At 72.3% G+C, this 14,096-nt stretch carries 11 protein-coding genes and 1 pseudogene; 7 read left to right on the forward strand and 5 right to left on the reverse strand.

From position 1 onward, the window contains the following. Positions 1-75 precede the first annotated feature (75 nt). On the reverse strand, positions 76-339 hold the full coding sequence (locus tag EU555_RS05100; protein WP_135413595.1) for a hypothetical protein: 264 nt from the start codon (positions 337-339) through the stop codon (positions 76-78). Between the two features lie 194 nt (positions 340-533). On the opposite strand from EU555_RS05100, the gene EU555_RS05105 reads away from it, so the two are divergent. The 4 genes from EU555_RS05105 (at position 534) to EU555_RS36840 (ending at position 8,851) form a co-directional block, all read left to right on the forward strand. After that, positions 534-2,531 (forward strand): putative bifunctional diguanylate cyclase/phosphodiesterase, encoded by a 1,998-nt coding sequence (locus tag EU555_RS05105; RefSeq protein ID WP_135413596.1) that lies wholly within the window; start codon positions 534-536, stop codon positions 2,529-2,531. A 272-nt stretch (positions 2,532-2,803) separates the two neighbouring features. Further along, entirely contained in the window at positions 2,804-4,009 is a 1,206-nt protein-coding gene (locus EU555_RS05110) for a fumarylacetoacetate hydrolase family protein (protein WP_135413597.1), read from the forward strand. A gap of 134 nt (positions 4,010-4,143) precedes the next feature. Next, positions 4,144-6,249, forward strand: coding sequence for a carbohydrate porin (locus EU555_RS05115; RefSeq protein WP_135413598.1), 2,106 nt, complete (start codon positions 4,144-4,146; stop codon positions 6,247-6,249). 640 nt (positions 6,250-6,889) lie between these two features. Further along, complete coding sequence (locus EU555_RS36840; protein WP_135413599.1) at positions 6,890-8,851, forward strand: acyltransferase family protein; 1,962 nt, start codon at positions 6,890-6,892, stop codon at positions 8,849-8,851. Between the two features lie 73 nt (positions 8,852-8,924). Here EU555_RS36840 and EU555_RS37590 read toward each other — a convergent pair. Continuing rightward, positions 8,925-9,296, reverse strand: a pseudogene (locus EU555_RS37590) (hypothetical protein); the annotation flags it as partial. Between EU555_RS37590 and EU555_RS05130 the strand changes: the two are divergent. Further along, positions 9,218-10,381 (forward strand): acyl-CoA dehydrogenase family protein, encoded by a 1,164-nt coding sequence (locus EU555_RS05130; protein WP_135413600.1) that lies wholly within the window; start codon positions 9,218-9,220, stop codon positions 10,379-10,381. The pseudogene EU555_RS37590 and the gene EU555_RS05130 overlap by 79 nt on opposite strands. 72 nt (positions 10,382-10,453) lie before the next feature. Next, positions 10,454-11,158 (forward strand): alpha/beta fold hydrolase, encoded by a 705-nt coding sequence (locus EU555_RS05135; protein ID WP_135413601.1) that lies wholly within the window; start codon positions 10,454-10,456, stop codon positions 11,156-11,158. 25 nt (positions 11,159-11,183) lie between these two features. Here EU555_RS05135 and EU555_RS05140 read toward each other — a convergent pair whose 3' ends face one another. The 3 genes from EU555_RS05140 to EU555_RS05150 are packed head-to-tail and all read right to left on the reverse strand — an operon-like array spanning position 11,184 to position 12,114. Next, on the reverse strand, positions 11,184-11,489 hold the full coding sequence (locus EU555_RS05140) for a HigA family addiction module antitoxin (protein WP_135413602.1): 306 nt from the start codon (positions 11,487-11,489) through the stop codon (positions 11,184-11,186). A 9-nt stretch (positions 11,490-11,498) separates the two neighbouring features. After that, positions 11,499-11,783: a type II toxin-antitoxin system RelE/ParE family toxin gene (locus EU555_RS05145; RefSeq protein WP_135413603.1), complete on the reverse strand. Its 285-nt coding sequence runs from the start codon at positions 11,781-11,783 to the stop codon at positions 11,499-11,501. 52 nt (positions 11,784-11,835) lie between these two features. Next, the gene (locus tag EU555_RS05150) at positions 11,836-12,114 is read right to left on the reverse strand and encodes a hypothetical protein (protein ID WP_135413604.1); all 279 of its coding nucleotides are present in this window, start codon (positions 12,112-12,114) and stop codon (positions 11,836-11,838) included. 310 nt (positions 12,115-12,424) lie between these two features. Between EU555_RS05150 and EU555_RS05155 the strand changes: the two genes are divergently transcribed. Beyond that, positions 12,425-14,095 carry a methyl-accepting chemotaxis protein gene (locus EU555_RS05155; RefSeq protein WP_245524149.1) on the forward strand — a complete coding sequence of 557 codons (1,671 nt, stop codon included), beginning with the start codon at positions 12,425-12,427 and terminating at the stop codon, positions 14,093-14,095. Position 14,096 lies beyond the last annotated feature (1 nt).

A 14,096-nucleotide genomic window follows, 5' to 3' on the forward strand; every position in this document is an offset into this window, starting at 1 on the left:
TCCGTCAGCATCGCGTCTCCTCGCTCAAAGCGCGGAAACGCTCACGACCGCAATAGGTTCAAGTGACAACAGGCCCTAGTAGTTATACGCCCCGCGCGGCCCGTAGCCGTCCCGCGGCCGGACCCGGGCGCCGTAATCGACGTCGCGCTGGGCACGCCGGTTGGCCAGCGCCCGGCCGGCGAGGCAGCCCGCCACCGCGCCCACCACCCCGCGCTCCGCCAGGTAGTGCCCGGCGATGCCGCCGATGATCGCCCCCTTGATGCAGCCCTTGGCCTCGGCCGCGCCGACGCCCATCAGCGTCACGACCGCCACCAAAGCCGCCTTCGCCACGATCCGCATGATGCTCCTCCGCTCTGCGACAGGATCAACAGCCAGGCTCGGCGTGCGTTCCGTGGCAGCACGAGAGGTTCGGCGGGGCGGCCGGCCCGGTCGCGGCCACAGGCAAAGATTTTTTACCGGGTGCCGCTAGGGCAGAGAAGCCAAGTCGTCGAGGCGAGATGTCGGGATCAGGCAGCCAAGCACCAGGCGCGGACATGCGCCCCGACGGCGCCGGCCCGGATCTTCGCGCGTTGATCCGTCGCGATCAGCTCGAGGCCGTGCGCCGCAGCGTCCGGCAGGCCGTCCCCATCAACACCGTGCTGGGCGCCGCCGTCGCCGTGGTCGCGGTCCAGGCCGGGCACGGAGGCGCCGGGCTCGCCTGGTTCGCCGTGTGCGCGGTCGTCAACCTCGCGCGGTTCTGGCTCTGCCGCGCGCCGTGCCCGGGCCTCGCGCTCAGCGAGGCGACGCCCCCCGTCGCGGCGCAGGCCGCCGCCTGCTCCATCGAGCGGCACCTGCGGTTCGCCGCCCTGGCGGCCTTCCTGTCGGGGGTGGTCTGGGCCCTGGTGGCGCTCCTGTGCGAGGGCTACACCTCGCCCCAGGCCCTGTTTTACCTCATCGTCACCTGCGGCATCACCGCCGGCTCCGTGGCCCACGGCATAGCCTTCGCGGCGGTCCCGGCGAGTTTCCTCGCCCCGCCGCTCGTGACGGTGGCGGGCTGCCTGATCTGGGCCGGCGGGTTCGAGCGCGTCTGCGTCGCCGCCACGGTGATGCTCTACATCGTGACGCTCGGGCGCAGCGCCATCGCGACCGAGGGGGGCTTTCGCCGCACGAGCCGGCTGAAGAACGAGGCCACCGCCCTCGCCCGCGCCCGCCAGGAGGCCCATGCCGCGGCGAGCGCGCTCGCCGACGAGATGCGCCGCCGCGCCACCCACGATGCCCTCACGGGGCTGCTGAACCGCCCCGGCTTCGCGCAGGCCGCGGAGGAGCGGATCCAGGCGCCCGGGCCGGCGCCCTGCCTGATGCTCCTCGACCTCGACGGGTTCAAGTCGGTCAACGACGTCTACGGCCATTCCACCGGCGACCGGGTCCTCGTGGAGGTGGCGCGGCGCCTGCGCCGCACCCTGCCGCCGGAGGCGCTGGCGGCCCGCTTGGGCGGCGACGAGTTCGCGATCCTGTACGATCCGGCCGGCGGCCTGCCGCCGGCCGTATGGCCGCCCGCGGACCTGGCGGTGGCGCTGATCCGGGCCGTGACCGAGCCGTTCGAGAACTTCGATGCCGGCCGCCTGGGCGCCAGCATCGGCCTGTGCCACGCCCACGGCCCGAGCCTGACCCAGATGCTCTCGTGCGCCGACGAGGCGCTCTACGCCGCCAAGGCCGCCGGGCGGAACCGCTTCCGGATGTTCGACGAGGGCCTGCGCGGCCGCCTCGAGATGCGGCGCGACAGCGAGCGCGAGCTCTCCCACGCGCTCGCCGTGGGCGGCCTCGCGGTCTGGTTCCAGCCGATCTTCGGCGAGGGCGGGTGCCGGGTCGCCGGACTCGAGGCCCTGGTGCGCTGGAACCACCCGGTCCATGGCTGGATCCCGCCGGGCGAGATCGTTGCCGCCGCCGCCCGGGCCGGCCTGACCGAGCCGCTCCTGCGCTTCATCCTGGAGCAGGTCTGTGGCGCGATGGAGGTCTTGCGCGCCGCCGGCAGCGACGTCCGGGTGGCGATGAACGTCTCGCCGCGGGAGATGGCGCAGGTCCCGGTCGACGATATCGTGCTCGACGGCCTGCGGGTGCGGGGCTTGGCCCCGTCGCTCCTCGAGATCGAGATCACCGAGGAGACGGCGCTGGACATCGAGGCGGTGCAGGACAAGCTCCTCGCCCTGTCCCGGGCCGGGATCCGTGTCGCCCTGGACGATTTCGGCATCGGCTACTCGTCGCTGGCCTCGCTCCGCCAGCTCCGGGCCGGCCGCGTCAAGATCGACCGCAGCCTCGTCACCGGCCTGTCGACCTCCGACGACAAGCGCGGCCTGGTCGAGGCGGTGCTGGGCCTCGGCCGTGCGCTCGGCCTCGAGGTGGTGGCCGAGGGCGTCGAGACCGCCGACGACCTCGCCACGCTGCGCAGCCTGGGCTGCCCGTTCCTGCAGGGCTACCATCTCGGCCGCCCGGTCCCGGCCGACCAGGCGCTCCGGCAGGCCCTAAGCAGGGTTGCATGGCGCAACTCTGCTTAGCTTCTTGTTTTTGCATCATTTTCACCGCCGAACCGGTGACCGCTTCGGCGAATGATGCTTAGCCCGCCGCCCGGACGCGGCCTGAGCCGGTCGGAGCCCCCGCCCCATCACAGCCTGCGGCGCGGGTTGCCCGTCGGGCTGGTGTCGGGCGATACGCCGGCCTGCGCGTGCGCGACGTCATTCCCGGCGCTTCCCCACCGCAGCCGATCGGCTTAGGTCTCGGGCGACGCCGCGCGCCCGCCGAACGGGGCCGGCTCGGGAGGAGATCCACCATGCAGCCGATTCTCGACACCTTCGATGCCCGCGCGATCCTGCCGGAGGACGGCCTGGCCGGTGCCCTCGCCGGCCGCATCTGGCGGCCGGAGCTGAACGGCCCGAGCACCGTCGCTCTGCGCGAAGGCGCCTCCGGCGCCGCCGAACTCGTCGACATCACCGCCGCCTTCCCGACGATCCGCGACCTGTGCGAGGCGGAGGACCCAGCCGCCGCCCTGCGCGGGGCCGCGGGCGAGGTCGTCGCCCCTCTCGACGCGGTGCTCGCCAACACGCCGCCCGATGCCCGCGACCCGTCGAAGCCCTGGCTCCTCGCGCCGGTCGACCTCCAGGCGGTGAAGGCCGCCGGGGTCACCTTCGCGGTCTCGATGCTGGAGCGGGTGATCGAGGAGCGGGCCCGCGGCAACCCGGACGCCGCGGCGGCGATCCGCCTCGAGGTCGGGCGCCTCGTCGGCGACGACCTGCGCCGGCTCAAGCCCGGCTCGCCCGAGGCGATGGCGCTCAAGGACGTGCTCGTCGCGCAGGGCGCGTGGAGCCAGTACCTCGAGGTCGGCATCGGCCCGGACGCCGAGATCTTCACCAAGGCGCAGCCGCTCTCCTCGGTCGGCTGCGGCCAGGAGGCGGGCCTGCATCCGGGCTCGCAGTGGAACAACCCGGAGCCCGAGGTGGCGCTGGTGGTGGCCTCCGACCAGCGCATCGTCGGGGCGACGCTCGGCAACGACGTCAACCTGCGCGACTTCGAGGGCCGCTCGGCCCTGCTCCTCGGCAAGGCCAAGGACAACGCCGCCTCCTGCGCGCTGGGGCCGTTCCTGCGCCTGTTCGACGGCGGCTTCTCCCTCGACCACGTCCGGCGCACGGTGGTGAGCCTGGAGGTCGTGGGCGAGGACGGGTTCCGGCTGTCGGGCAGCTCGGCGCTGTCCGAGATCAGCCGCGACCCGGCCGACCTCGTCGCCGCGATGATGGGGGGCACCCACCAGTACCCGGACGGCGCCGTGCTGTTCCTCGGCACGATGTTCGCGCCCGTCGAGGACCGGGGCGCGCCCGGCCAGGGCTTCACCCACAAGGTCGGCGACCGGGTGGTGATCCGCAGCCCGGGCCTCGGCGCCCTCGTCAACCGGATGCGCCACTGCCAGGATTGCGAGCCCTGGACCTTCGGCGCCGCGGCCCTGATGCGCAACCTCGCGGCCCGCGGGCTGCTCGGGGCCTGAAAAACGCCCCCGCCCGCCCCGCTGTGACATTGTCGTCACGCAATCCGTGGACCCCTTGTTCCGCCAAGCGTGGCCGGTTGTCAGGAATATAGCCATTGCTATACCTGGCCTCCGGAACGGGACGGGGGAGCGGCATGCGGCGGACGGGCGGAGCGGGGATCGGAGCGGCCGTCACCGGGATGGTCTTGGGTCTGTACGCGGGCCTGGCGGCGGCGGCCGACCTGCGTGCCCCCGCCGCCCCGGAGGCGCTGCCCTACATCGACTGGTCGGGACCCTATCTCGGCGTCCAGGGCAGCGCCGGGGCCTCGTTCGGCAATTACCGCTTCGGGCCGAGCACGATCGGCGGCCGGCCGATCCCGGCCTTCCAGAGCGGCGACTCGACGAGGCGCTCGGATGCCGGGCGCGAGGCCACCACCGCGGTCGGTGGCCTGTTCGGCGGCTACAACTGGCAGAGGGGGCAGTACCTCTACGGGGTCGAGGCCGACCTCTACGGCGCCAACCTCAAGCGCCCGGTGCCCTCCACCGCCACCGGCTTCGGCTACGAGGGCGTCGACCCGCCCTTCAGCCTGATCCGGGGCAAGACCGACCTCTACGGGGCGCTGAGAGCCCGCCTCGGCTATTCGTTCGAGAACTACCTCGTCTACGCCACCTTCGGGCTCGCCGGTGCCAACGCCCGGGTGCTCGCGACCTACCCGGACCTCGCCACGGGCGCGGTGGCGACCGCGCGGCGCGACCTGTCGTTCCTCGGCTTCACCCTCGGGGCCGGCGTGCAATACGCCATCACCCCGAACCTGGCGCTGGGCCTCGACTACCGCTACGTCGATCTCGGCAAGTCCGGCCGGTTCGACCTCGGCGCCGTGCCGGGCCTCGGGCCGGTCTCGACCCAGGCCGCCTTCTCGTCGCACCAGATGATGGCGCGGCTCTCCTGGTATCCGGGCGGGCTCACCCTGCCGGCGGAGGTCGCCGACGACGCGCCGGGGAGCCGCGACACCGGCCGCTACTCGTTCCACGGCCAGACCACCTTCGTGAACCAGGGCGTGCCGGGCTTCCGCGCGCCCTATCGCGGCGAGAACAGCCTGGTGCCGCACCAGGCCCAGGCCACCACCACCGCGACGCTCTTCCTCGGCTTCAAGCTCACGGACAGTACCGAGCTCTTCTACAACCCGGAATTCTCCCAAGGCTTCGGCCTGTCGCGCACGCTCGGGGTCGCCGGCTTCGTCAACGGCGAGGCCCAGAAGGCCGGCGCGCCGTTCCCCAAGCTGCGCTCGAACCGCTACTTCATCCGCCAGACCTTCGGCCTCGGCGGGCCGACCGAGGACGTGCCGGACGGCCCCAACCAGCTCGCGATGACCCGCGACGTCGAGCGGATCACGGTGGTGGCCGGCAAGTTCGCGCTCGGCGACTTCTTCGACGGCAACGTCTACGCCCACGACCCCCGGGTCGACTTCATGAACTGGTCGCTCTGGGCCTCCTCGGCCTGGGACTTCCCGGCCAACCTCCCCGGGTTCACGCAGGGCGTGATGGTCGAGTACAACCGGCAGGAATTCGCCATCCGGGCCGCCTACACCCAGGTGCCCAAGCAGCCCTCGAACGACGTCCTCGACCCGCGGCTCTTCGACCGCGCCGGCGCCAACATCGAGTTCGAGGAGCGCCACGTCCTGCCGGGGCTGAACCAGCCCGGCAAGCTGCGCATCGGCCTGTTCAGCAATGTCGGCAACACCGCCAATTACCGCCAGGTGGTCGGCCTGACGCAGGGCGGCGTCTACGACGACATCAACGATGCGGTGGCGGCGACGCGCCGGCCCCGGCGCAAGACCGGCGCCTACGTCAACCTGGAACAGGCCCTCACCGCCGACCTCGGCCTCTTCGCCCGCGCCAGCATCTCCGACGGCCGCAACGAGAGCCTGTCCTTCACCGATATCGACCGCTCGGTCTCGGGCGGCTTCTCGCTCAAGGGCACCGCCTGGGAGCGGCCGAGCGACACGGTCGGCGTCGGCGCCGCGATCAACGGCCTCTCGCCCGCGCACCGCGCCTTCTTCGCCAACGGGGGGCTGGGCCTGCTGATCGGCGACGGTCGCCTCAACTACGCCCCCGAGCGCGCCTTCGAGGCCTATTACGCCATGAGCCTGACCAAGGCGGTGACGGTCTCGTTCGACTACCAGCTCGTGGTCAACCCGGCCTACAACCGCGACCGCGGCCCGGCGAACTTCTTCGGCACGCGCCTCCACGCCGATTTTTGAGGGCGGACCTCACGCGACGGGCCGGATGCACCTTTCGGACGAGGTCCGCGGGTGACGGCGGTTCCGCCCGGGGCAGCGGCGCTGTCGCGATCCGGGATCGCTCCGGGTGAGATGAGTAGTGGCTTACTGCTTGACTTGTCCCGATAGGGAAAGTCGCGGGATCCCCTCTCCCGTGTGGGAGAGGGGTAGGGGTGAGGGTGGCGCGCTTCCGTGTAAAGCTCTGAGCGTGGTGCTGGCAGCGGAACGGTCAGAGCTTTATTCGGCGTCGTCTCCACCCTCACCCCCGACCCCTCTCCCACACGGGAGAGGGGAGGTGCGGTTTACTTCTAAACGGCGGGGAAGATCGCAGCGTGGGTGGTCGCTCGCCAGGTCCCGGCAGCCTCGCCGAGGATCCGGAATCCAGGCGAGTCCACGAGATCACATCCAACCCCATGGGTCCGCCAGGTCCGCCCGTTTCGCCCCCCTACGGAAAAAGGCTGTGCTGTCACCCCACGGCGTCCTTCGTAGGCTGGGACGGCCATCTGACCGACGGGTGCCCGACCATGATGGTTCACGAAGGACGAGACCGGCGCGACGCGAGAGCGGAGCCTCGTCCTTCCGAAGAGAAAGGCCGTCGGTCCCGCGAACGAGGACGCATCCCATGCAATCTGGCGCGACGGGCCGGACGACGGATTTCGGCTATCGCCCGGACATCGACGGCCTGCGCGCCGTCGCGGTCCTGGCGGTGGTGCTCTACCATGCGGGCGTGGCCGGGATGCCCGGCGGCTTCGTCGGGGTCGACGTGTTCTTCGTCATCTCCGGCTACGTCATCGCCCGCGGGCTGATGCGGGAGGCGCGGGGCGGCGGGATCGCGATCGCGGCCTTCTACGCCCGGCGCATCCGGCGCATCCTGCCGGCCCTGGTCGCGACGCTCCTCCTCGCCTCGGTCGCCGCCTACTGGATCCTGCTGCCGCCGCAGCTCGAGGATTACGCCCGCAGCGCGGTCGCCGCCTCGCTCTCGTGGTCGAACATCTACTTCTGGCGCTCGTCGGGCTATTTCGACGCCGCCTCGCTCTACCGCCCGCTGCTGCACACCTGGTCGCTCTCGGTCGAGGAGCAGTTCTACCTCCTCCTGCCGGTGTCGCTCCTCGTGGCCGTGCGGCTGCAGCTGCGCCCGCTCTGGCTCCCCTTCGCGGTGATCGCCGCCCTTTCCTTGGGCCTCAGCGTCTATGCCGGCCGCGCCGCGCCGACGGCGAATTTCTACCTCCTGCCGACGCGGGCCTGGGAGCTCCTGGTCGGCACCCTCCTGGCGATGGCGCCGCGCCCCGGGCTCGGCGCCCTGCCGCCGGCCGCCCGCGAGGCGCTCGGCCTCGCCGGTCTCGCCGGAATCCTCGCCCCGGTCCTGTTCTACAGCGAGGCGACGCCCTTCCCGGGGCTCGGCGCCCTGCCCCCCTGCCTCGGCGCCGCCGTGCTGATCCGCCTCGGCGAGGCGCGGGCCGAGGCGGGCCGTGACGCCGCGGCCACGCGCCTGCTGGCGGCCGCGCCCCTCGTCGCCGTCGGGCTGATCTCCTACTCGGTCTACCTCGTTCACTGGCCGCTGATCGTGCTGAGCCGGATCGTCCTGATGCGCGACGTCTCGGCGCCCGAGACCGCCGCGATCGTGGCCGCCACCCTCGCGCTCGGCGCCCTCTCCTACCGCTTCGTCGAGCGTCCCTTCCGGCGACCGCATGCGCCCGCGCCGAGTCCGTCCCGGCCGCAGCGCCTGCGGCCGGTCTTCGCCGCCGGGTTCGCCGCCACGCTCGCGATGGCGGGCCTCGGCTGGGTCGCGGCGGCGAGCGGCGGCCTGCCCGCCCGCTTCCCCGAATTCCGGGTCCGGCCGGTGCCCGGCACCGAGACCTGGAACCACCGCACCTGCTTCCTGTTCGCCGACCAGACCTGGCAGGCCTGGGACCAGGCCGCCTGCACCCGGACCGCCGGCAAGGCGGGGCTGGTCCTGCTCTGGGGCGACAGCTTCGCGGCGCATTACGTGCCGGGCCTGATCCGGCACGCCAACCGCCTGCCCGGCAACCTCGTCCAGTACACGGCGGCGGGCTGCCGGCCGACCCTCGGCTTCGCCTCGCACGTCGTGCCGCATTGCCACGCCTTCAACGAGAACGCCCTCGCGCTGATCCGCCGGCTCGGGATCCGCGACGTGGTGCTGGCGGCCCGCTGGGGGGCGCAGCGCGACCGCGCCGTCCCGCAGGACCTGCGCGAGACCGTGGCGCAGGTCGCGGCCCTCGGGGCCCGCGTCCACGTCATCGGCCAGTCGCCGGAATTCCCCCTCGATCCCGCCTTCCTGGCCTACCGGCAGCGCCACGACCCGCCGTCCGTCGCCGGCCGCTGGCGCCCGGTCACCGACCCGCGCGTGAACGACGCCCTGCGGGCGGCCCTGCCGGGGGGAACGACGGTCATCGATCCCTTCCCGGCCCTGTGCGATGCCGCCACCTGTCCGTATGCCCTGGGCGACACCTTCCTGTACGCCGATAGCGGGCACTTCGGGTCGGCCGGCGCGGCGCTCGCGGTCGAGCGCTTCGTCGAGGCCGGGCTGTTCGGCCGCCCGCGCTCCACCGCGATGGCGCCGTGAGGGCGCGCGACCGCGGAAGGCCTGACCCGTCGATCCCGTGGCCGCTCCAGACCCCGCGACCAGGCCTCGCCGGCGTCGGCGCGACGAGCGGGGCGACGCAGAGGTCGCTCCGGGCCACCGCGGCGTGGATCGCCGCGAGCGGCAGGATCGTGGCGCCGAAGCCGGCGCGCACGAGGTCGATCAACGCCCCGAAGGCGTCCGCCTCGACCCGGCCGCCGAGCGCGATGCCGGTCGCGCGGGCGATCGACCTTCGTGATAGCTGGTAGACCCGGAACGGGAGGGCATCCGCGACGGGAATCGGTGTAGCCTCTCCGCAACGAGAACGGAGCCCCGGCCGGCGCGCCGGGCAGGATGGAGAGACGCCCGATGACCGAGACCGACGCCCTCCGGCACCCCGAGATCCGTGAGGAGGTCGCCAAGCTCTGCGCCCGCTTCCCCGACGAATACTGGCGCCGCCTCGACGCCGAGCGCGCCTACCCGACCGAGTTCGTCGACGCGCTCACCGAATCCGGCTACCTCTCGGTGCTGATCCCCGAGGAGTATGGCGGCTCCGGCCTGCCGCTCTCGGCGGCGGCCGCGATCCTCGAGGAGGTGCAGCGCTCCGGCTGCAACGGGGCCGCCTGCCACGCCCAGATGTACACGATGGGCACGGTGCTGCGGCACGGCACGAAGGCGCAGAAGGAGCGCTACCTGCCGGAGATCGCCGCCGGCCGCCTGCGGCTCCAGGCCTTCGGCGTCACCGAGCCGACGAGCGGCACCGACACCACGGCGCTCCGCACCACCGCGCGGCGCGAGGGCGACCGCTACGTCGTCAACGGCCAGAAGATCTGGACCAGCCGGGCCGAGCATTCCGACCTGATGCTGCTGCTTGCCCGCACCACGCCCCGCGACCAGGTGGGCAAGAAGACCGACGGCCTCTCGACCTTCATCGTCGACATGCGAGAGGCGCTCGGCCGCGGCCTGACCATCCGGCCGATCCGCACGATGATGAACCACAATTCGTGCGAGGTGTTCTTCGACAACATGGAGGTCCCGGCCGAGAACCTGGTCGGCGAGGAGGGCAAGGGGTTCCGCTACATCCTGTCGGGGATGAACGCCGAGCGGCTCTTGATCGCCGCCGAGTGCGTCGGCGACGCCAAGTGGTTCATCGCCAAGGCGTCGGCCTATGCCCGCGAGCGCCAGGTGTTCGGCCGGCCGATCGGCCAGAACCAGGGCATCCAGTTCCCGATCGCCAAGGCCTACGCCAACATGCGGGCGGCCGAGCTGATGGTGCAGGAAGGCTTGCGCCTCTACGAGGCCGGCGCCAATCCGGGGGCGGAGGCCAACATGGCCAAGATGCTCGCCGCCGACGCCTCGTTCGAGGCGGCCAATGCCTGCATCCAGACCTTCGGCGGCTTCGGCTTCGCGGAGGAATACGACGTCGAGCGCAAGTTCCGCGAGACGCGGCTCTACCAGGTGGCGCCGATCTCCACCAACCTGATCCTGTCCTACATCGCCGAGCACGTGCTCGGCATGCCGCGCTCCTATTGAACGACGATGCGCCCCGCCGCCCTCGATCCGGGCGGCGGCGGCGACGCGACAGACCGAGCCCGACCCCGCCCGATGAGCGTCACCGATTCCGACCCGCTGCTGTTCCTGCCCGGGCTCCTCAACGACGCGGTGCTCTGGCGCGCGCCGATCGACGCGCTCGCCGACCGGGCGGCCGCAGCCGTGGCGGACCTGACCCTCGACGACAGCATCGCCGCCATGGCGCGGCGCGCGCTCACGGCCGCGCCGCCGCGCTTCTCCCTCGTCGCCCTGTCGATGGGCGGCTACGTCGCCTTCGAGATCCTGCGCCAGGCGCCCGAACGGGTGACGCGCCTCGCCCTGTTCGACACCGGCGCCGGCCCGGAGAGCGACGCGCGGGCCGCCGACCGGCGCCGGGGCATGGACCAGCTCAAGGTCGGCCGCTTCGCCGGCGTCACCACCCGCCTGCTGCCGAAGCTCGTCCACGCCTCGCACGTGCACGGGCCGGTGGGCGAGGCCGTGAAGGCGATGGCCGAGCGGGTGGGCGGCGCGGCCTTCCTGCGCCAGCAGCGGGCGATCCTCGATCGGGCCGACAGCCGGCCGCTCCTGGCGGAGATCCGGGTGCCGACCCTGGTGGCGGTGGGCGAGGACGACCTGCTGACGCCCCCGGCGCTCGCCCGCGAGATCCATCAGGGCATCGCCGGCTCGCGCCTGCACGTCCTGGCCGCCTGCGGACACCTGCCGCCGCTGGAGCGACCGGAGGCGACGAGCGCGCTGCTGCGGGACTGGCTGGAGGGCTGAGGGAGCCCCCGACGGTGATCCCGGATCAGGCAGCGGCGTCGCTCTCGAACCGGGTCTGCAGGTTGAGCCAGAACAGGTGCGAGGTGCGGAAGTCGCGGGCCAGGCGCAGGGCGGTATCGGTGCTGATGCCGATCTCCTGCCGGACGATGCGCTCGATCCGCGAGCGCGGCAGGTGGATGGCGCGCGCCACCGTGCCGGCGGTCAGCCCGAGCGGCGCCATGAACTCCTCGCGCAGGATCTCGCCGGGATGGACCGGCGGAAGATCCGTCACGGTGTCGGCCTTGTCGAAGGCCTCTCGCAGGAAATCGAGGGTCACGGCGGCGTCCGGCATGGCAAGCCCTCAATGACAGTCGGTGAACTCGACCCGCTCGGGCCCGGACGCGGTCCAGACGACGCAGATCCGGAACTGGTCGTTGACGGCGATCGCGTGCTGCCCGGCCCGGTCCCGCTCGAGGGCGTGCAGACGGTTCGATGTCGGGACCTTCAGGTCGTCCAGGCTGGTCGCCGCATCCGGTGCGACGAGCCGGCGGCGGGCGGCCTTGAACAGGTCCGCCGGGAAGCCCTCCGGGCAGCGGCCCCGGAACACGGGCTCGGTGAGGCGGTGGTGGAAGCTCCGGATCGTCACCGAGGCGACGTTGCACGCGATGAAGCATGTATCATCGGGTGCAACGCCGCCATCAACGATTCCCCGCCGCCGGCCCGCCCGCCGTGCCGCCGCTCCCGGGCGGTCCGGCGGTCGGGCTGCCGCCGATCCAGACGCCCGGATTGGTGCCGGGCACGGAGGTCCCGCTCGGGTTGCCCGGGAGGGGGCGAGCCGGGCGCGAGGGCGGCGGCGTCCCGGTACCGGGACCCGGGGCGCCGACGGCGTCGCTCGGCGGCGGCACCCGTGTGGTCTGCGCCTCGGCGAGAACGGGGAGGCCGAGGGCGAAGGCGAGCGTGAGGGCGGTTCTGAGCATCGGGCTGTCCGTGCGCGGCGGTGGCTGCTCAACGTCAGGACGGCGCCCCGGTTCGCGTCAGCCGGACGACCCGCATGGCGGCACGGGCCGCCGCGGCTCGGTGTGGGTCTGGTGCCGCGGCGCCGACCCGCAAGTCCGGACGGGTTTTCCGTCCTCGCCACCCTAGCGGCAACTTTCCGTTGCTTCTGAGAATAAAGCACCCTGCCGTTGTGCCTACACGCTTGCACAAAAATACATCACCCACGAGCGAGCCGTTTAATCAAAAATTGATTTTGTAAACATATCATAGAGTAGTTATATGGGGCATGACATGAACTCAAAATTGTCTCGTGTCCTGAGCGGACTCATTTTGCTGCTGACTGCCGGTATCCTGGCGCAGGGGGTTCTGGGCATGCTGCGGTTGCGGGCCGTCAACGCGAACGCCCTGGAACTCTCCGAAAACTGGATGCCGAGCGTGCGTGAACTCGGCGACGTCAAGTATCGGATCACGCGCCTGCGCCTCGCCGATGCGCGCTACGTCACGGCGATCGAACCCGTCGACGAGCTCGACGCGGTCTCGACCCGTCGGCTCAAGGACGTCGAGGCGGCCATGGTGCGCTACGAGCCGTTGATCTCGAGCGACGAGGAGCGCGCCCTCTGGAGCGCGTTCCAGCAGCAGTGGGCCGGGTACCTGGCGATGCGCGCAAAGATCGTCGCCGCGGCTCGGACGAAGAACCAGGCCGCGCTGAACGACCTTTTTCAGACCTCGCGACGAACGTTCGATCAGGCGCTGGAGACCCTCGATCGCGACCTGTCCCTGAACGTGAGCGGGGGTGAGCAGGCCCGTCGTGCCGCCGCCGACACCTATGCCCGCGGCCTGTGGCTGACCGGGCTTCTGGCGTGCGCCGCCCTGGCGGCCGGCCTCGCGGGCATCGCCTACGTGGTCGCCGGGGTGACGCGGCCGATCGGCCGCCTGATCCGGCGCATGCACGCGCTCGCCGCCGGCGACGTCACGACTCCCGTGCCCTACACCGCCCGCACCAACGAGATCGGCGCCATCGCGGCCGCGCTCGAGGCCTCCCGCGAGACCCTGATCCGGATCCGTCAGCTCGAGGACGAGACGCGGCTCGCGCGGGCCTCGGCCGAGGAGCAGCGCCGGGCCGGCATGCGCCAGATGGCCGAAGGGTTCGAATCGGCGGTCGGCGGCATCGTCACCCTGGTCTCCTCGGCGGCCACCGAGCTGCAGGCCACAGCCGGGCAGATGACCGCGACCGCCGCCGGAACCGCCACGCAATCGGGCGCGGTCGCGGCGGCGGCCGAGGAAGCGGCCGCGAACGTGAATGCCGTCGCGGCGGCGGCCGAGGAGCTCGGCGCCTCGGTCGAGGAGATCGGCCGGCGGGTCCGCGGCTCGGCCGGGCTCGCCCAGCACGCCGTCGCGGAGGCCGATCAGACCGCCCGCCTCGTCCACGTGATGAAGACGACCTCGGGCCGGATCGGCGAGATGGTCGGGCTGATCTCGACCATCGCGCGCCAGACCAACCTTCTCGCGCTCAACGCCACGATCGAGGCGGCGCGCGCCGGCGAGGCCGGCCGCGGCTTCGCGGTGGTGGCGGCCGAGGTGAAGGACCTCTCCACCCAGACCGCACGGGCCACCGAGGAGATCGCCGGCCAGATCGGCGAGATCCAGGGCGTGACCGACGAGGCCGTGACGGCCATCGGGCAGATCACGGCGCGCATCCGCGAGATCGACGCCATGGCGGCCAGCATCGCCGACGCGGTCGCGCAGCAGGGCGGCGCGACGCAGGAGATCGTGCGCAACGTCGCCCAGGCGGCGACCGGGGCGAGCGCGGTGACGCGCACCATCACGGGCGTGGCGAAGGCCTCCGAGGAGACCGGCGCGGCGGCGAGCGAGGTGCTCGCCTCGTCCTCGGAGCTGTCGCGCCAGTCCGAGCACCTGTCCTCGGAGGTGCAACGCTTCCTCGCGACCGTGCGCGCCGCCTGAG

The sequence above is a fragment of the Methylobacterium nonmethylotrophicum genome, from assembly GCF_004745635.1.
In the GTDB taxonomy this organism is placed as follows: domain Bacteria; phylum Pseudomonadota; class Alphaproteobacteria; order Rhizobiales; family Beijerinckiaceae; genus Methylobacterium; species Methylobacterium nonmethylotrophicum.

Excerpts from the sequence above, each read along its gene's own strand:
- EU555_RS05100 (WP_135413595.1), bottom strand. The coding sequence starts at position 339 with ATGCGGATCGTGGCGAAGGCGGCTTTGGTGGCGGTCGTGACGCTGATG.
- EU555_RS05105 (WP_135413596.1), top strand. The coding sequence starts at position 534 with ATGCGCCCCGACGGCGCCGGCCCGGATCTTCGCGCGTTGATCCGTCGC.
- EU555_RS05110 (WP_135413597.1), top strand. The coding sequence starts at position 2,804 with ATGCAGCCGATTCTCGACACCTTCGATGCCCGCGCGATCCTGCCGGAG.
- EU555_RS05115 (WP_135413598.1), top strand. The coding sequence starts at position 4,144 with ATGCGGCGGACGGGCGGAGCGGGGATCGGAGCGGCCGTCACCGGGATG.
- EU555_RS36840 (WP_135413599.1), top strand. The coding sequence starts at position 6,890 with ATGCAATCTGGCGCGACGGGCCGGACGACGGATTTCGGCTATCGCCCG.
- EU555_RS05130 (WP_135413600.1), top strand. The coding sequence starts at position 9,218 with ATGACCGAGACCGACGCCCTCCGGCACCCCGAGATCCGTGAGGAGGTC.
- EU555_RS05135 (WP_135413601.1), top strand. The coding sequence starts at position 10,454 with ATGAGCGTCACCGATTCCGACCCGCTGCTGTTCCTGCCCGGGCTCCTC.
- EU555_RS05140 (WP_135413602.1), bottom strand. The coding sequence starts at position 11,489 with ATGCCGGACGCCGCCGTGACCCTCGATTTCCTGCGAGAGGCCTTCGAC.
- EU555_RS05150 (WP_135413604.1), bottom strand. The coding sequence starts at position 12,114 with ATGCTCAGAACCGCCCTCACGCTCGCCTTCGCCCTCGGCCTCCCCGTT.
- EU555_RS05155 (WP_245524149.1), top strand. The coding sequence starts at position 12,425 with ATGAACTCAAAATTGTCTCGTGTCCTGAGCGGACTCATTTTGCTGCTG.